The 19,240-nt window shown below is 71.3% G+C and carries 6 protein-coding genes; 4 read left to right on the forward strand and 2 right to left on the reverse strand.

Features of this window, described 5'->3' with window-relative positions:
- Positions 1-14: 14 nt before the first annotated feature.
- Complete coding sequence (locus ACFXIV_RS14625; protein ID WP_379396501.1) at positions 15-335, reverse strand: hypothetical protein; 321 nt, start codon at positions 333-335, stop codon at positions 15-17.
- A complete protein-coding gene (locus ACFXIV_RS14630; RefSeq protein ID WP_379396502.1) occupies positions 328-525 on the reverse strand; it encodes a hypothetical protein in 198 nt (65 codons plus the stop codon). Before ACFXIV_RS14630 ends, ACFXIV_RS14625 begins: the two co-directional genes overlap by 8 nt.
- Positions 526-621: 96 nt before the next feature.
- Between ACFXIV_RS14630 and ACFXIV_RS14635 the strand changes: the two genes are divergently transcribed.
- From ACFXIV_RS14635 to ACFXIV_RS14650, 4 genes are all read left to right on the forward strand, one after another.
- Positions 622-2,217, forward strand: coding sequence for an amidohydrolase (locus ACFXIV_RS14635; RefSeq protein WP_379396503.1), 1,596 nt, complete (start codon positions 622-624; stop codon positions 2,215-2,217).
- Entirely contained in the window at positions 2,207-4,153 is a 1,947-nt protein-coding gene (lnt, locus tag ACFXIV_RS14640) for an apolipoprotein N-acyltransferase (RefSeq protein ID WP_379396504.1), read from the forward strand. The genes ACFXIV_RS14635 and lnt overlap by 11 nt, the downstream gene beginning before the upstream one ends.
- A gap of 405 nt (positions 4,154-4,558) precedes the next feature.
- Entirely contained in the window at positions 4,559-18,211 is a 13,653-nt protein-coding gene (locus ACFXIV_RS14645; protein WP_379396505.1) for an amino acid adenylation domain-containing protein, read from the forward strand.
- Positions 18,208-19,200, forward strand: coding sequence for an ATP-binding cassette domain-containing protein (locus tag ACFXIV_RS14650; protein WP_379396506.1), 993 nt, complete (start codon positions 18,208-18,210; stop codon positions 19,198-19,200). The genes ACFXIV_RS14645 and ACFXIV_RS14650 overlap by 4 nt, the downstream gene beginning before the upstream one ends.
- The last annotated feature ends 40 nt before the right edge of the window (positions 19,201-19,240 follow it).

Here is a 19,240-nt window from a genome sequence, read left to right on the forward strand (position 1 = left end):
TCGTCGCCGAACGGCTAGAGATCGAACCGAGCCCGCAGCGCCATTCGCACATTCTCGAGGGTCGCAGAGTCGAGCATCCCGATCTTTTCGAGGAACAAGGACGCGCTGAACGTGCCGAGCCGGAAAACAGCTACCGCCTGATCGGTGCCTGCGATCGGAACGGTCAGAAGCGCACGGGGATTGGGAGCCTCGCGCGTGGGTATCACCATCGCCACCGCGATGAGACCGCCCCGGACGACATGTGGCACCGAGTCGAGGACGACGACCGTATGCACGATGTCGCGGACGCCCCTCAATTTCCAGATCTCACCCTGGATGCCGGGGACCTCACTCATCGGCGGCCCACGCCTCGAGTGACGCCGCTTCGGACGCCTCGGCGAATGCGTCGGTATCGGGCGTGAGCGCCGCCAGTTCCTCGGCCACGAGCATGCGGCGAGCCGCGCGATAGAGGAAATCGGAGACGTTCGGCTGTTCCTTGATCAGCTCGGTGACGCGATCATCGGGAAGCGAGACGGAGATCTTCATGCGACCACGGTAGCACTAGAGTATTACCAGAGTGGCGGCCATTGGTGCGCAGTGCGGTTGTGAGTGTGGCAGGCGCGTCGGGCAGACTGGAGACCCGTGAGTACCCAGTTGCTTGTCGGCGGTCGTATCTACAGTTCGAGCAATCCTGACGCGACGGCCATGGCCGTCAGTGACGGGACCGTGGTGTGGGTGGGGCTGGACAAGCCGGGGCGGGCATTGCATCCGGACGCCGAGATCATCGAGCTGGACGGGGCGTTCGTGGCGCCCGGGTTCGTGGATCCGCACGTGCACGTGACCGGGCTGGGGCTGACGCTGACGGGACTCGATCTGGCACAGGCCCGTTCGTTGGAGGAATGCCTGCAGCTGGTGCGGGAGTTCGCCGCCGTGCACCCGGACGGGGTGATCCTGGGCGAGGGCTGGGACGAGACCACCTGGGCCGGCGGACGGCCGCCGGCACGCGAGGAGATCGACGCCGCCGCGCCGGGGCGCCAGGTGTATCTGGCTCGCGTGGACGCGCATTCGGCGGTGGCCTCCACCGCACTGCTGGACGCGGTACCCGGAATCACCGAGGCGCCCGGGTTCACCCGCGGTGAGCCGCTGCGCGCGGACGCCCACCATCGCGTGCGCGGGGCCGCGCTGGGCGCACTGGACCGGGCACAGCGGGATGCCGCCCGGCAGGTCGCGCTGGACGCGGCGGCCGCCAATGGCGTTGTGGCCGTGCACGAATGCGCGGGACCCGAGATCTCCGGCGCCGACGACGTGCGGGAACTCCTCGAGTTCGGGCACGGTGTCGAGGTGCGCGTCTACTGGGGACAGGCCGTGCGCACCGCCGACGAAGCCCGCACCCTGGTCAAGGAACTCGGCGTGCACGCCCTCGGCGGCGACCTGTTCGTGGACGGGGCGCTCGGCTCGCACACCGCGTGGCTGCGCGAACCCTATGCCGACCGCGACACCACCGGCACCTCCTACCTCGACACCGAGGCCATCGCCGCGCACGTGCTCGCATGCACCGAGGCCGGCCTCCAGACCGGCTTCCACGTCATCGGCGACGCCGCCATGGACGCGGTCGTCGCCGGATTCGAGCGGGTCGTGGGCGAACTCGGCGGCCCGGCCGTCGCCTCCCGCGGGCACCGCCTGGAACACGCCGAGATGATGACCGCCGACCAGATCGGGAAACTCGCCGCCTGGGGCGTGATCGCCAGTGTCCAACCGGGATTCGACGCCGCCTGGGGCGGCCCGGACGGCATGTACGCCACCCGCCTCGGCGCCGGACGCGCCGCCACCCTCAACCCGTTCGCCGCCATGGCCGCCGCGGGCATCTCCCTCGCCATCGGCTCCGACGCGCCGGTCACCGCCCTGAACCCGTGGGAGGCCATCCGCGCCGCGGTCAACCACCGCACCCCGGGCCATCAGATCTCGCCACGGGCCGCCTTCGCCGCGGCCACCCGCGGCGCCTGGCGCGCGGGCGGCGTCCGCGACGGTGTCGCCGGCACCCTCGTCCCGGGCGCCCCTGCCTCCTATGCCATCTGGGACGCCCGCGAGCTCGTCGTCGCGGCCGCCGCGGATACCGTGCAGCGCTGGTCCACCGACCCCCGCTCCCGCGTCCCCGGCCTCCCGCCCCTCACCCCGGACGCCACCCTGCCGCGCTGCCTGCGCACCGTGCACCGCGGAGTCACCATTCATGAAGCCTGAGCCCGACTCCGAGAACCGCACCGCCGCACAGGGTTCCACCGGAGCGGCCATGCCGGATTTCGGACCTCCCGAGACCGACGGTCCCGGCGCCGAAGCACGGACCGGATCGGGACCATCGGCCGGCGATGCGGATACTGCCTCTGGGACCGCCGACGAGGGCCCCGATCCCGTGGCGACCGCAGGGGCCGAGTGTGACGGAGATCGCGCCGTCGGCGCGGCATCGAAAGCCGATGAGGGCGGCAGCGTTTCGACGGTCGCGCGGGCCGGGGTCGCGTCCGCGCCGGAGTCCCGGCCGGGGGTGGCGGCGCGAGCGATCGCGGTAGCGACGGCACGCCCGCGGCTGACGCGGTTGCCGGCCGCGGCGGTGGCCGGGCTGCTGCTGTACGCGAGCTTCCCGCCCCGGACGCTGTGGTACCTGGCTCCGGTCGGGATCGCCGTGCTGACCCTCGCCGTACGCGGAACCTGCCGGGCACGTGGAGGATTCGGACTCGGGTTCGTGGCCGGGCTGGCGTTCTTCCTGCCGCTGCTGCCGTGGACCGGGATCTATGTCGGTCCCGTGCCGTGGCTCGCCCTGTCGACCGTGTGCGCCCTGTATGTCGGATTGTTCGGGCTGCTGACGCGGTGGGTGGCGACGCTGCCCGGATGGCCGCTGTGGGTGGCGACGGTGTGGTCACTGACCGAGTGGGCGCGGGCCAGCTTCCCGTTCGGCGGGTTCCCTTGGGGGAAACTGGCTTTCGGTCAGGCCGACGGGTGGTATCTGCCCTTCGCGATGGTGGGTGGCGCGCCGCTGGTGAGCTTCGCGGTGGCGCTCACCGGCACCGGGCTGGCGTGGTTCGCGGTGAGTTTGCTGCGCCGTTTCGCATCGGCTGCGGAGGATAGCGGTGAGCCGGTCGCGGCCACCTCGGATTCTCCCAGATCGGGGGCTATCCGTCCCACATCCTGGAACCGGATTGTTGCTGCGGCAATGCTTGTGGCTATAGTTCCCCTCACCGGAGTGATCCTCCGGACCGCGCTGCCCGGCCCGGAGGACGGCAACCGGCCGATCACGGTCGCCGCCATCCAGGGCAGCGTGCCGCGCCTGGGCCTGGACTTCAATGCCCAGCGCCGCGCGGTTCTCGACAATCACGTCAAGCGCACCGAGGAACTGGCCCGCGACATCGCGGCCGGCCGGGCCCCGCAACCGGACGTGGTGATCTGGCCGGAGAACTCCTCCGATATCGATCCGCTGCGCAATGCCGATGCGGCCCAGGAGATCTCGCAGGCGTCCAAGGATGTGAAGGCCCCCATCCTGGTCGGCGCGGTGCTCGTCAACGACGACCGCACCACCACCAACTCGGTCATCGTCTGGAACGGCGACGCCGGACCGGGGGAGCGGCACGACAAGAAGATCATCCAGCCCTTCGGCGAATACCTCCCGTACCGCAACTTCTTCCGGCACTTCTCCGAATACGCGGACCGCGCAGGCTATTTCGTCCCCGGCACGGGCGACGGCGTGGTGCACGCCCAGCCGTTCACCGGTGGCGCCCCGGTCGCCATCGGCGTGGCCACCTGTTACGAGGTGGTCTTCGACCGCGCCTTCGAGGAGTCCGTGCGCGCGGGCGCGCAGCTGCTCGCGGTCCCGTCCAACAACGCCACCTTCGGCCGCAGCGAGATGACCTATCAGCAGCTGGCCATGTCGCGGCTGCGCGCGGTGGAACACGGGCGCGCGGTGGTGGTCTCGGTGACCACCGGTGTCAGCGCCATGATCACCGCCGACGGCGTGATCCGGCAGCAGACACCGCAATTCGAACCTGCGGCGCTGGTAGCGACGTTGCCGTTGCGGAACAATACGACATTTGCCACTCGTTTCGGGCCCGCGCCCGAGGCGATCGTGTGTATCCTTGCCGCTGCTGCCACTGCGGCAGCGCTGATCCGGCGTCGGGCACTGCGCGCGTGACTCCGATCGACCGGATCTGATCCCGGAGGCTTTTCCGGCGTATTACCCGCGGGCACGTGTGAGAGGGCCGTCCCGCGTCGGCGAGACATTTTCGCCAGTTCGTTGCCATGGCTTGTTGGAGTCTCCGGTCTGTCTGTGGTCGTGCGGTTTCCTTAGGCGAGTTAAGCGATCCTAGCGAGGTTTGCTATGGGGTAACTGAACTTAATCTTCGCGCCGTCAACGCCCGTTCGTTGCGGACAACTCGAGATCACCACCGATCCGCTCGGCGGGATGCTCCGAATCATAGGACGTGGATCACGTCCTACGGCTCGCGCATGCGCGCGATCGCCGGGCCATCGGGGCGGACCGTGATCGATTTTCGGGGCTCGGGGAGTTGCGTCTACAGCGGCAGAACGGAGTTTTTTGATGAGTTCATTGGCCACCGACCGTGTCGACCAATGTTCTTCGGGTGAATTCTCGGCTCAACCTTTCACGCTCTCTCCCGCGCAGTCGGCTCTCTGGTACGCCCAGCGCATCCGGCCCGATATCCCCCTCACCATCGCGCAATACGTCGAGATTCACGGCGACCTTGACGTCGGCCGCCTGCTGTACGCCATCGAGCGCTACGGCGCCGAGAGCCAAGTCGGCCACGTGCGCCTGCTCGAGATCGACGGGGTGCCGCACCAGCTGGTGGACTACCACCGGCGGCCCGGCTGGGCCCGCTACGACCTGCGGGCCGAGACCGACCCGCGCGCCGCGGCCCTCGCCTGGATGAACGAGCACGCCAGCTCGCCCATCGACATCGAACGCGATCCGCTCACCACCAATGTGGTGCTGAGGGTCGGCGACTCGGACTGGATCTGGTACAGCCGCGGCCACCACATCGTCATCGACGGCTACGGCGCCATGAACGCCACCACCCGCGCCGCGGAGATCTATACGGCCCTCGAAGCCCACGACGAGCCGGCGGACTCCCGGGCCACCCCGCTGGCCAGCATCTACTCCGACGAGAACCGCTACCGGGAGACCAGCCGCTTCGTCACCGACAGCGACTACTGGCGCCAGCAGCTCGACGGCGCCGGCGAGCCGATCACCCTGTCCAGCAACGGAATGCTGCCCGCGGTGTCCGACGCCGGCCGCCGCAGCGCGACCGGCGTGCTCGCCGATGACGCCCAGGCCGCCGTCGAGGCCGCCGCGACCGCGTTCGGCTCCAACAGCTCCGCGCTGTTCGTGGCCGCCCTGGCCGGATACGTGCGGGCCGTCACCGGCACCCAGGACGTGGTGCTGAGCCTGCCGGTGTCCGCGCGCACCACCGTGGCGCTGCGCCGCTCCAGCGGTGTGGTCTCGAACGTGGTGCCCATCCGCGTGCAGTTCACCGACACCCACACCGTCGCCGACACCGTGCGCGCGGTCGAGCTGCAGATCACCGGCGCCCTGCGCCACCAGCGCTATCGCAGCGACGACATCCGCCGGGACTGTGGCTATTCGCGCGACGCCCGCGGCTTCTTCGGCCCCATGGTCAACCTCATGCTCTTCCACAGCGAGCTGAAGTTCGGCAGCCTGATGGGTGCCATCAACGTGCTGTCCACCGGCCCGGTCGAGGACCTGTCGATCAACCTGTACAACGGTCTCGGCGATCGCATCCACATCGACTTCGAGGCCAACCCGCGCCTCTACAGCGATGCCGAACTAGCCGCGCACCACGCCCGGCTGCTGGATTACCTGGCCCGCTTCGTGTCCGCCGACCCGGAGACACCGGTCGCCGACATGGCGGTACTCACCGATCCGGAACGCGAACGCGTGCTGCACGAATGGAATTCGACCCAGGTGGCCCGCCAGGAGGGCACCCTGGCCGGGCTGTTCGCCGACCGGGCCGCCGCCTCCGCCGATCAGGTCGCGCTCGAGTTCGAGGGCGAGACCCTCACCTACGCCGCCTTCGACGAGCGCACCAACCGGCTGGCCCGCGAACTCATCGCGCGCGGCGCGGGACCCGACACCCTGGTCGGCCTGGCCGTCCGGCGCAGCCTCGACCTGCTGGTCGGCATGTACGCCATCGTCAAGGCGGGCGCCGCCTACCTGCCCATCGACCCGGACCACCCGGCCGACCGCATCGGGGCCATCCTCGACCAGGCCCGGCCGCTGTGCGTGCTCACCGCGTCGCGCGACAGGCTCGACCTGCCCGGCACCGCACCGCGATTCGACATCGACAGCGCGGATGTGTGGCGGCACCCGGGCCGCCCGGTCACCGATACCGATCGGACCGCGCCGCTGCGTTCCGACCACCTCGCGTACGTCATCTTCACCTCCGGTTCCACCGGCACGCCCAAGGGCGTCGGCGTCACCCACGCCGCCATCGTGAACCGGCTGCGCTGGATGCAGGATGCCTACCCGCTCGACTCCTCCGACGTGGTGCTGCAGAAGACCCCCGCCACCTTCGACGTCTCGGTGTGGGAGTTCTTCTGGCCCTTGCAGATCGGGGCCCGCCTGGTCATCGCCGCCCCCGACGGGCACCGCGATCCCGCGTATCTGGCCCGCATCATCGCCGAGAAGGGAGTCACCACAGCGCATTTCGTGCCGTCCATGCTGTCGGTGTTCCTCACCGACACCGATGTGCGGGGCTGCACCGGACTGTCGCGGGTGTTCTGCTCGGGTGAGGCGCTGCCCGCCGCCACCGTCGCCGATTTCCACGCCGCTCTCGGCAGCGGCCCCGATGCGCCGCAGCTACACAACCTGTACGGCCCGACCGAGGCCGCCGTCGACGTCACCGCCTGGCACTGCACTCCGGGCAGCACCGACGTCCCGATCGGCTCGCCCACCTGGAACACCCGCACCTATGTGCTCGACGCCCGGCTCCAGCCGGTCGCCCCGGGCGTCGTGGGCGAGCTCTACCTGGCCGGCGTGCAGCTGGCCCGGGGCTATGTGGGCCGTGGCGCCCTCACGGCCGACCGTTTCGTGGCCAACCCGTTCACCCCCGGTGCCCGCATGTACCGCACCGGTGACCTGGTGCGCTGGCGTGGCACCGGCACCGCCGGCGTCCTGGAATACCTGGGGCGCAGCGACTTCCAGATCAAGGTGCGCGGCCTGCGCATCGAACTCGGCGAGATCGAGGCCGTCCTGCTGGCCGACGCCCGCGTCGCGCGCGCCGTGTGCGTGGCCCGCCGCGGCCGTAGCGGGGACGAGCTCATCGCCTACGTCGTGGCCGCCCCCGGCGTCGGCGACCTCGACGCGTCCGACCTCACCGCCACGTTGCGCCGGACCCTGCCCAGCTACATGGTGCCGTCGTATCTCATGGTGCTGGACGAACTACCGCTCAGCGCCAACGGCAAGGTGGACCGCAAGGCGCTGCCCGGACCCGATGCGGGCGCCCGCCGCCCGGCCCGGCCCGTCGCCGCCCCGCGCACCGCCATGGAACACCAGCTCACCGGCATCTTCGCCGAGGTGCTCGGCACCGACGAATTCGACGTCGAGGACAGCTTCTTCGACCTGGGCGGCAACTCGCTGACCGCCGCCCGGGCGGTCGCGCGCGTGAACGCGGCCCTCGGCGCGTCGCTCACCATCCGCGATCTGTTCGAGACGTCCACCGTCACCGCGCTGGCCACCCGGCTCTCGGCCGAGGAGCCGGAGAACACCTCCCCGAAACTGGTGGCCGGGCAACGGCCGCAACAGCTTCCGCTGTCGCTGGCCCAGCAGCGGCTGTGGATCCTCAACCGGTTCGCCGAGCACGCGGCGGCCTACAACATGGCCTTCGCGGTGAAACTGACCGGGCCCCTGGATATTCCGGCGCTGCGGGCCGGCCTGGTGGATGTGCTGGAACGGCACGAGAGCCTGCGCACCACCTTCCCCGACACCCCCGACGGGCCCTGCCAGCTGGTGCACCCGGCCTCGGAGATCCCGCTCACCCTCGACCCCATCGACGCCACCGGCGAGGACGCGGTCGCGCTGGCGAGCGAATTCGCCGGGTACGGCTTCGATCTGCGCAGCCAGGCCCCGGTCCGGGTGGCGCTGTACGCCATCGGGCCCGACACCCACCTGTTCCTGGTGGTGCTGCACCACATCAGCGGCGACGGCTGGTCCACCGCCCCGCTGAGCCGCGACATCATCACCGCGGTCGCGGCCCGCGCCCGGGGCGCGGCGCCGCGATGGACGCCGCTGCCGGTGCAGTACGCGGATTTCGCACTGTGGCAACGGGAACTGCTCGGCGACGAGGCCGACCCGGCCAGCGCCCTCGCCCGGCAGCTCGCCTTCTGGCGCGCCGCGCTCGCCGACCTGCCCGACCAGCTGGACCTGCCGCTGGACCGCCCCCGCCCGCGGCACCGCAGCACCGCCGGCGGCACCGTCGAGTTCGACATCTCCGCGCAGACCCGCCGGGCCCTCGCCGGCGTTGCCGCCGCACGCGGGGTCAGCACCTTCATGGTCCTGCACGCCGCGCTGGCCGCGGTGCTCGCGCGCCTGTGCAACACCACCGACATCGTGATCGGCACGCCGATCGCCGGGCGCAGCGATCCGGCGCTCGACGATCTGGTCGGCATGTTCGTCAACACCCTCGTGCTGCGCACCCGGGTGGACCCGGCCGCCGGCTTCGACCGCATGCTCGCCGAGGTCCGTGAAACCGACCTCAATGCCTTCGCCAATGCCGACGTGCCGTTCGAGCGGCTCGTCGAGGTGGTCAATCCCGAGCGCTCCGCCGCCCGCCACCCCCTGTTCCAGGTGATGCTGTCCTACGACAGCAACCCCGAGTTGGATGTCGACCTGCCCGGCGTGGAGACCGAGGTGGTGCCCCTGGCCACCGACATCGCCAAGTTCGATCTGCAGCTGACCGTCCAGGAACCCGCCGGCATCCCCGCCGAGGACGCCGGATTCACCGCCGAATTCGGTTATGCCGCCGACGTTTTCGACCGGGTCACGGTGGAGGCCATCGCGCGGCGCTTCGGCGCGCTCCTGGCCGCCGCGGTCGCCGACCCGTCCACCCCGGTCGGCGACCTGCCGCTGCTGGACGTCCGGGAGATCGCGAAGCTGGTGCCCATCGTCGGTTCCCCCGCCGTGCCCAGCATCACCCTGGCCCGGCTGCTCAGCGACACCGCCGAGCGGGTGCCGGACGCGGTCGCGGTCCGCTACCTCGGCGTCGACACCACCTACCGGGAGCTCGACGAACGCTCGAACCGCCTGGCGCGGGTGCTGATCGAGCACGGCGCGGGCCCGGAGGTGGTGGTGGCGATCGCGCTGCCGCGCAGCCTGGAGAGCATCCTCGCGGTGTGGGCGGTGGCCAAGACCGGTGCCGCGTACGTGCCCGTCGACCCCGACTATCCGGCCGACCGCATCGCCCACATGCTCGCCGATTCCGGCGCCATGCTCGGCCTCACCAATGCCGAACGGCGCGAGAACATGCCGACCACCTGGCCCGGCAATCGGGGCCGCCACCGCAAGAGCTACGTCGACTGGCTGCTGCTCGGCTCCGAGCAGCTCACGCAGGAGTGCGCGCAGTTCCCCGACACCCCGGTCACCGACGCGGACCGGCACCACCCGCTGCGCATCGGCGGCCCGGCCTACCTGATCTACACCTCCGGTTCCACCGGCAAGCCCAAGGCCGTGGTGGTCACCAATGCGGGCATCGCCTCGCTGGCGCACGAGCAGATGCACCTGTTCAAGGTCACCGATTCGGCTCGCACCCTGCACTTCTCGTCGCCCAGCTTCGATGCGTCGGTGCTGGAGCTGCTGCTCGGTTTCGCGGCCGGGGCCACCATCGTGGTGGTGCCCGCGGGCGTCTTCGGCGGCGCCGAGCTGGCGCGCATCCTGCGCGAGGAGCACGTGACGCACGCCTTCGTCACGCCCGCCGCCCTGGCCACCGTGCCCGCCGCCGACCTACCGGAGCTGGAGGCCGTCATCGTCGGCGGCGAGGCCTGCCCCGAGGACCTCGTCGAGGTCTGGACCGCACCGGATTCCCGGCCCGGCCGCCCGGCGCGGCGCATGCACAACATGTACGGCCCCTCCGAGGCCACCGTCGCCGCCACCGCCACCGGGCCCATGCTCGCGGGGCAGCCGGTGCCGATCGGCGGGCCCGTGCGCGGTATGCGGTTGTTCGTGCTCGACGGCCGCCTGCACCCGGTGCCGCCGGGCGTGGCGGGCGAGCTGTACCTGTCCGGTCCGGGCCTGGCCCGCGGCTACCTGGGCCGGCACGGCCTGACCGCGCAGCAATTCCCGGCCAACCCGCACGGGCGGCGCGGCGAACGCATGTACCGCACCGGCGATCTCGTGGTCGCCGACCGGGCGGGACAGCTGCGCTTCCTGGGCCGGGCCGACGACCAGATCAAGATCCGCGGCTTCCGCATCGAACTGCGCGAGATCGACCACGTGCTGGCCGCGCATCCCGGAGTCACCTTCGCGCTCACCGTTGTTCACCACGACGAGCGCGGAATCCCGCGTCTGGTGGCCTATCTCACCGCCGACACCGACATCGACCCGGCCGCGGTGCTCGAGACCGCGCGCGGACGGCTGCCGGGTTACATGGTGCCCGCCGCGCTCGCCGTGCTCGATGCCGTACCGGTCTCCCCGACCGGCAAGCTGGACCGCAAGGCGCTACCCGCACCGGAGTTCGTGGCCGCCGCGCCCACCCGCGCCCCGGAAACCGAACTGGAGCAACAGGTCGCGCTGGTCTTCGGCAGTGTGCTGGGCGGCCTCACGCCGGGTGCGGACGACAACTTCTTCGAGATCGGCGGCAACTCGCTGCTGGCCACCCGCCTGACCTCGGCCCTGCACAGCGAGTTCGGGGTGGAGCTGCCGGTGCGCGACATCTTCGAGCTGCCGACGGTGGCCGGGGTGGCCGCACGGCTGGCGGAAGCGCCCCGGGCCGAGCGTGTAGCGCTGGCTGTGCATACGCCGCGCCCGGAGCGCGTGCCACTGTCGTTGCCGCAGCAGCGACTGTGGTTCCTCAACAGATATTCCCCCGAATCCAGCGCTTACAACATCGCATTCGTGCTGCGGATCGATGGCGATCCGGACATCGACGCGTTGCGGGCGGCGCTGGCCGACGTGGCGGAGCGGCACGAGGTGCTGCGCACCGTCTTCCCGGAGGACGCCCAGGGCGCCTACCAGGTTGTGCTGGACACCGCACGGTGCCTGCCGGTGCTGGACGTGGTCGAGACCGACGAGGTCGGCGCGCGCCACGCCCTGCGCTCGCTGGCGCGCCGCGGCTTCGACCTGACCCGCGAGATCCCGCTGCGGATGACCTTGCTGCGCACCGGAACCCGCCGGCACCTGCTCGGCATCGCGCTGCACCACATCGCCGCCGACGGCTGGTCGCTGGGCCCGCTGACCCGGGACCTGGCCATCGCCTACACCGCCCGCCACGGCGGCGCGGCGCCGACCTGGACGCCGCTGCCGGTGCAGTACGCCGACTTCAGCCTGTGGCAGCGCGAGATTCTCGGCACGGAGGACGACGCCGAGAGCGCCGCCGCCACCCAGCTGGCCTACTGGCGTACCGCGCTGGCCGAGCTGCCCGGGGAGCTACCGCTGCCCTACGACCGGCCCCGCCCGGCCGAACCCACCCAGCGGGCCGGATCGGTGCGGTTCGAGGTGCCCGAAGCCGTGCAGCGCAGGCTCGCCGAGGTCGCCCGGGCACACGGCGTCAGCCTGTTCATGGTGTTGCGCTCCACACTGGCCGTGCTGCTGCGCGTGGTCACCGGCGGCCGCGACGTGATCGTCGGCACGCCGGTGGCGGGGCGCACCGACACCCGTCTCGATGATCTGGTCGGCATGTTCGTCAACACGCTGATCCTGCGCTCGGATGTGGACCCCGACCGCAGCTTCGCCGAACTGCTGCAGGCCGACCGCGACACCGAACTGGCCGCCATGGCGCACGCCGAGGTGCCCTACGAGCGGGTCGTGGAGGAACTGCAGTCCGCGGACGCCGGGCAGCGCCGCTACGGCGCGAGCCCGCTGCTGCAGGTCGCGCTGACCGTGCAGGACACCCCGGTGCCCGCGCTGCGGCTGCCCGGATTGTCGCTGCAGGCCGAGGAACTCGATATCGCGCTGGCCAAGTTCGATCTGGAGCTGCGGGTGCTGCCCGGCGCGGGCGAGGACCAGCGGGCCTTCGAATTCGTCTACGCCGCCGAGCTTTTCGACCAGTCGACGGTCGGTGTCCTGGCCGAGCGCCTGGTCAAGGTGTTCGGCGCCGTCACCACCGACGCGCACATGCGCGTGCGTGACATCGACGCGCGCACCGAACTCGAGCACGACATGCTCACCCCGGCCTGGGGCCCCGCGCCGGAGCCGCAGTGCAGCCTGGCCGCCTACTTCGCGGCCACCGCGCACCTCCATGCCGACCGGGTGTTCCTGCGACTCGACGACACCGAGCTCACCTACCTGGAATCCGACGTGTATTCGAACCGCTTGGCGCGGGCCCTGATCCACCGCGGCCTGGGCCCGGGTGACCGGGTCGCGCTGGGCCTGACCCGGTCGGTGGAGTCGGTGCTGACGGCGCTGGCCGTCACCAAGTGCGGTGCGGCGTTCGTGCCGGTGGACCCCAACTATCCCGCGGACCGGGTGCAGCACATGCTCGCCGACGCCGGCTGCCGGGTGGGCGTCAGCATGACCGAGCACGCCGACCGGCTCCACACCGCCGGCGTCGCCGACAGCGTGGAGTGGCTGCTGCTCGACGACGCCGTACTGCTCGACGAACTCGAGATCCTCGACGACGGGCCGATCACCGATGCCGAGCGCACCGGCACCCTGTGGACCACGGATCTGGCGTACCTCATCTACACCTCCGGCTCGACCGGGAAACCCAAGGGCGTGGCCGTCACCCACGGCGGCCTGTCCAATTTCGCCGACGAGGTCCGTGAGCGCGCGCGGGTCGACCGGGACTCGCGGATCATGCACTTCTCGTCCCCGAGCTTCGACGCCTCCGTCTACGACCTGCTGTTCGCGATCTGCGCGGGCGCGACCATGGTCATCGTCCCGCCCGACGTGTACGGCGGCGACGAACTGGCCGAGCTCATGGAACGCGAACAGGTCAGCCACACCTTCATGACCCCGGCCGCGCTGGCGACCATGGACCGGGACCGCTGGCCGCTGCCGCACCTGCGCGCGATCATGGTCGGCGGCGAGGCCCTGGGACCGGAACTGGTGGCGCGCTGGGCCCCCGGCCGCCTGATGTTCAACGTGTACGGCCCGACGGAGACCACCATCGTCGTCACCATCTCCTCGCCGCTGCGGGTCGGCGAGCCCGTCACCATCGGCAACCTGGTCCGTGGCGCCCGCGCCGTGGTCCTGGACGAGCGCCTGCGACCGGTCCCGGTCGGCGTGCCCGGCGAGCTGTACATCGGCGGACAGGGTTGTGCGCGCGGCTATTTCGAGCGGTTCGATCTCACCGCCGCCCGGTTCGTCGCGGACCCGTACGGCCCGGAGGGCTCGCGCCTCTACCGCACCGGCGATGTGGTGCGCTGGACCGGCGACGGTGACATCGTCTACCTGGGCCGCAGCGACCACCAGGTGAAGCTGCGCGGTTTCCGTATCGAGCTGGGCGAGATCGACGGCGTGCTCACCGCCCACCGCGCAATCCGCTTCTCCCACACCGAGGTTCGCGAGATCGCGGGCGCACGCCGCATCGTGTCGTTCGTGCTGCCCATGGACCACGCCGCCGCACCCGATCTCGAGGAGCTGCGCGCGCACTGCGCCGAGCACCTGCCGGCGCACATGGTGCCCAGCGCCCTCGCCCTGCTCGACCACATTCCGCTCACCCCGGTCGGCAAGCTCGACCGCGGCGCGCTGCCGCAACCCACGGCCGTCGTCGCCGGGGTCTCGCGGGAACCGGAGACCGACACCGAGCGCCTCGTCGCCGAGGTGATGGGGGAGCTGGTCGGCGCCGAGACCCTGGGCGCGGACGACAGCTTCTTCGAGGTCGGCGGAAACTCGCTGCTGGCCACCCAATTGGTGGCCCGGCTGGCCACCGTCACCGGGGTGCGGCTGGAGGTGCGGTCGGTCTTCGCCGCGCCCACCGTGGCCGGACTCGCCGCGGCCGTGGACGCCGGATCTTCCTCGGCGGATCTGCGGCCGGAACCGCGCCGGCGCACCCGGCCCGCGCGGATCCCGCTCTCCGCGGCCCAGCGGCGGCTGTGGTTCCTGGAGAAGTTCAACGCCGGCGAGCACGGAGAAGCGCTGGGCGCCTACAACGTTCCGGTCGCCCTGCGCCTGCACGGTGAGCTGGACATCCCGGCACTGCGCGCGGCCCTGCACGCCGTACAGGACCGTCACGAGACCCTGCGCACCGTCTTCCCGGAGATCGACGGCGAACCCTGCCAGCGGATCCTGGAGCCGGGCGAGGGGGCGGTCGGCCTGCCGGTGCGGACGGTCGCCGCGGACGAGGTGCCCGGCGAGATCCGCCGCGTCACCGCCGGCGGTTTCGACCTGGCCACCAGCGTGCCGGTGCGCGCGGCCCTGCTGCGCCTGGCCGGCAGCAAGACCGAACACGTGCTGGTGTTGGTCGTGCACCACATCGCCATGGACGGCTGGTCGCTGCAGCCGCTGGCCGCCGATGTGGCCGCCGCCTACCGGGCGCACACCGGCAAGCAGACCCCGGAGTGGCCCGAACTGCCCATCCAGTACGCCGATTACACGCTGTGGCAGCAGGATGTGCTGGGCCGCGAGGACGATCCGGACTCGGTGATCAGCCGCCAGCTCGACTACTGGCGGCGCGCCCTCGACGGCATCCCGGAACGGCTCTCCGTTCCCGCCGACCGGCCGCGGCCGCCGGTGCCGACCTACCGGGGCGGCACGGTGGAGTGCAAGCTCGACGCCTTCACCCACCGCGAATTGCAGGCGCTGGCAGCCGAACACGGCGTCACCATGTTCATGGTGCTGCACGCGGCACTCGTCGCACTGCTGCATCGGCTGACGCACGACGACGACATCACGGTCGGCACACCCATTGCGGGACGCGGACATCCGGCGCTGGACCGCCTGGTAGGCATGTTCGTCGGCACCCTGGTGCTGCGCACCCGCATCGACGGCGGCGCCGCGTTCGGCGACCTGCTGCGCGCGGTCCGCGACACCGATCTGGAGGCCTTCGCCCACGCCGACGTGCCGTTCGAGCGCCTGGTCGAGGTGCTGAATCCGGTGCGCTCCCAGGCGCATCACCCGATGTTCCAGGTCATGCTGTCGGTGCAGAACCAGCCCGCGCGGGTGCTGGAGCTGCCGGCCATGCGCATCGAGGCCGACGACGCCGACCCGGGCATCGCCAAGTTCGACCTGCAGTTCACCCTCACCGAATCCTGGACGCCGCGCCGCGAACCCGACGGCATCACGGTGTCGGTGAACTATGCCTCCGACCTGTTCGAGGCGGTGACGGCGCAGCGGCTGGCACAGCGTTTCGTGCGGCTGCTGGCCGCGGCCGCCACGCATCCGGCCACCGCCGTGGGCGATCTGGACGTGCTGGACTCGGCCGAATGGTCGGCGCTGGCGCCGGTCCGCGGCACCGAGCCCGGCCTGCCCATCACCTTCCCGGAGGTGTTCGAGGCCGCGGTCAACCTCAACCGGTCGGGCATCGCGGTCCGCTCGGGTGGCACCCAGATCTCCTACGACGCTCTGGACCGCTGGACCAACCGGCTGGCCCGGGTGCTCATCGGCTACGGCGTGGGCCCGGAAACCCTGGTCGCCATGGGGATTCCGCGTTCGGCCGAATCGGTGGCGGTGATGCTGGCCATCGCCAAGGCCGGTGGCGCGTTCGTGCCCGTCGACCCGAACTATCCGGAGCAGCGCATCAGCCACATGCTGCTGGATTCCGGTGCGGCCGTGGGCATCACGCTGTCCGGCTATCGGGAGCGCATGCCCGACGGGGCCAACTGGACGATGCTGGACGCGCCGTCGTTCCGGCGGCGGGTGCTCGCCACCTCCGACGCGCCGATCCGCGACGCCGAACGGATCGTGCCGCTGCGCATGCACAACCCGGCCTACGTCATCTACACCTCCGGCTCCACCGGCATCCCCAAGGGCGTGGTCGTCACCCACGGCGGCCTGTCCAACTTCGCCGCCGAGACCGCGCAGCGCTTCGACGTCGGCCCCGATTGCCGGGTCCTGCACTTCGCCACACCGAGTTTCGACGCGGCCATGCTGGACCTGCTGCTCGCTCTCGGCGGGGCCGCCACCCTGGTGATCAGCCCGCAGGGTGTGGTCGGCGGGCAGGAACTGGGGCAGGTGTTCATCGAGGAGGGCATCACCCACGCCTTCATCACCACCTCGGCGCTGGGCACCGTCGATCCGGCCGGCGTGACCGCACTGCGGCACGTGCTGGTCGGCGGTGAGGCGCTGCCCCCGGACCTGGTCAGCCGGTGGGCCCCGGGCCGCAGGCTCTACAACGTGTACGGGCCGACGGAGACCACCATCGTCACGGTGATCTCGCACCCCATGACACCCGGCGGGCAGATCAGCATCGGCGGGCCCATCCGCGGGGTCGGCGCGACCGTGCTCGACGCGCGCCTGCACCCGGCCCCGGCCGGGGTCACCGGTGAACTTCACCTGGCCGGCGCGGCGCTGGCGCGCGGCTACCTGCGCCGCCCGGGCCTGACCGCACAGCGCTTCGTGGCCAACCCGTTCGGCAAGCCCGGTGAGCGCATGTACCGCACCGGCGACCTGGTCCGCTGGCTCGAAAGCGAAGGCGGCGCACGGGATCTGGAGTACGTCGGCCGCACCGACCACCAGGTCAAGATCCGCGGCTTCCGCATCGAACTCGGCGAGATCGACGCGGCGCTGGCCAAGCACCCGCAGGTGGAGTTCGCCACCACCATCGGGCACCGCACCCCGGCCGGCTCCACCGCGCTGGTGTCGTATGTGAAGCCGCGCACCGGAACCGCGCCCACCACCGCCGAGCTGGCCGAGCACGTGGCCGAGCTGGTGCCCAACTACATGGTCCCGCAGTCGATCATGCTGCTGGACCGGGTGCCGCTGTCCCCGGTCGGCAAGCTCGACCGGAAGGCGTTGCCGGAACCGGTGTTCGCGGCCCGCGAGGGCTACCGGGCCCCCGCCACCCCGCTGGAGGAGGCACTGTGTGCCGCCTTCGCCGACGTGCTGGGCGTCGAACAGGTCGGCGCCGACGACGGGTTCTTCGAACTCGGCGGCAACTCCCTGCTGGCCACCAAGGTGGTGGCCCAGCTGCGGGCGGGCGGCATCGACCTGCCGGTGCAGGCCATGTTCGGCGAATCCACCCCGGCCGCCATCGCCGGGCGGCTCGCCGCCGCCGAGGGCGACGCGGGCGCCGCGCTGACCGCGGCCCTGGGCGCGGTGCTGCCGCTGCGTCCGGCCGCCGATTCCGGTGTGCCGCCGCTGTTCTGCGTGCATCCGGCCATCGGCCTGTCCTGGTGCTTCGCCGGGCTGCTGTCGCATCTGCCGCAGGAGCGGCCCGTGTACGGCCTGCAGGCCCCGCACGTGGCCGGGGAGGACAGTCACCGCACCATCGTCGAGGCCGCGAAACACTATGTGGCGCACATGAAGTCGGTCCAGCCCACCGGCCCCTACCAGGTGCTGGGCTGGTCGCTGGGCGGGCTCATCGCCCACGAGATAGCCGTGCAGCTGCAGGAGGCCGGTGACGAGGTCACGTTGCTGGCCATGATGGACAGCTACCAGCTGTCGGACCGGTGGCTCGAGGAGGCGGTGCCGTCGGTGGCGGCCGTGGTCGCCGAATTCGGTTCCGACCTGCTCGGCGGTGACGCCGACATCGATTCGCGCATGACGCTCACCGAGGCGGCCGAACTGCTCCGCGGGCGATCCGGGCCGTTCGCGGCGCTCACCGTCGAGCACCTGGAACGGCTCTACACCGGATACGAGAACGGCGCGGCGCAGGCGCACGGGTTCCGGCCCCGCGTCTTCGACGGTGATCTGCTGTTCTTCACCGCCGCCGACGACGAGATCAACCGGGCCGACCCGGACCGCTGTGCCGCGGCCTGGCAGCCCTACGTCACCGGCACGGTGCACGACCAGCTGGTGCGCTGCACGCACGCCGGCATGACAACGCCCGAATCCCTCGCCGTCATCGGGCCGGTGTTGCGGGATCAGCTGGCAGCCATCCGAGCCCGGCGGGAGGGTATGCGATGAGTCTGGCCGTGGAAGTCCAAGGGCTGGTGAAGTATTACGGCAAGGTGCGGGTGCTGGACGGTGTCGATCTCGAGATCCCGTCCGGCACGGTGATGGGCCTGCTCGGGCCCAACGGCGCGGGCAAGACCACCACGGTCCGCATCGTCACCACCCTGCTACGCCCGAGCGCGGGCTCGGTGCACGTCGCGGGAGTGGACGTGCTGAAGCATCCGGCCCGCGTTCGCACCCGGATCGGCCTGTCGGGCCAGTACGCGGCCATCGACGCCAACCTGTCCGGATTCGAGAACCTGCGCATGGTGGCCCGGCTGTACGGCATGAACCACAAGCGGGCCGCCGAACGCGCCACCGAACTGCTCACCGCCCTCGGCCTCGACCACGCGGCCGGGCGGCGGGCGGGCACCTATTCCGGCGGTATGGCCCGCCGGCTGGACCTGGCGGGGGCGTTGGTGTGCCGGCCCCCGGTGGTCGTGCTGGACGAGCCGACCACCGGCCTGGATCCGCGCGGGCGCCTCGACATGTGGCGGGTCATCGGCGAACTGGTCGACGACGGCACCACCGTGCTGCTCACCACCCAGTACCTGGAGGAGGCCGACCTCCTCGCCGACCGGATCACCGTCATCGACCGCGGGCGGGTCATCGCCCGCGGGTCGGCCGACGAACTGAAGACCTCCATCGGCGGCGACAAGCTCGCCGTCACCCTCGCGCCCGGCCAGGATCCCGCCCCCGCACAGCAGGTGCTGGGTGAGGTGGGCATCGGCGAAGCCGAATTCGACGAGGGCGCCGACACGGTCACCGTGGTGGTCGGCGACGGCAGCCGCACCATGGTGGAGGCGCTGCGCCGCCTCGACGATGCCGGGGTGCACGTGGTCGACGCCGTCGTCGACCGGCCCACCCTCGACGACGTATTCCTTTCCCTCACCGGCAAACCCGGCGAACGCAAGCCGGATGTCCCCGCCCCCGAGTCTGTCCAAGAGGAGATCCTGTCGTGACGACCCTCCCCGCCGAACCGGAAGCTCCCGCGCCACCCGA

The sequence above is a fragment of the Nocardia sp. NPDC059236 genome (assembly GCF_042754085.1).
GTDB lineage: Bacteria > Actinomycetota > Actinomycetes > Mycobacteriales > Mycobacteriaceae > Nocardia.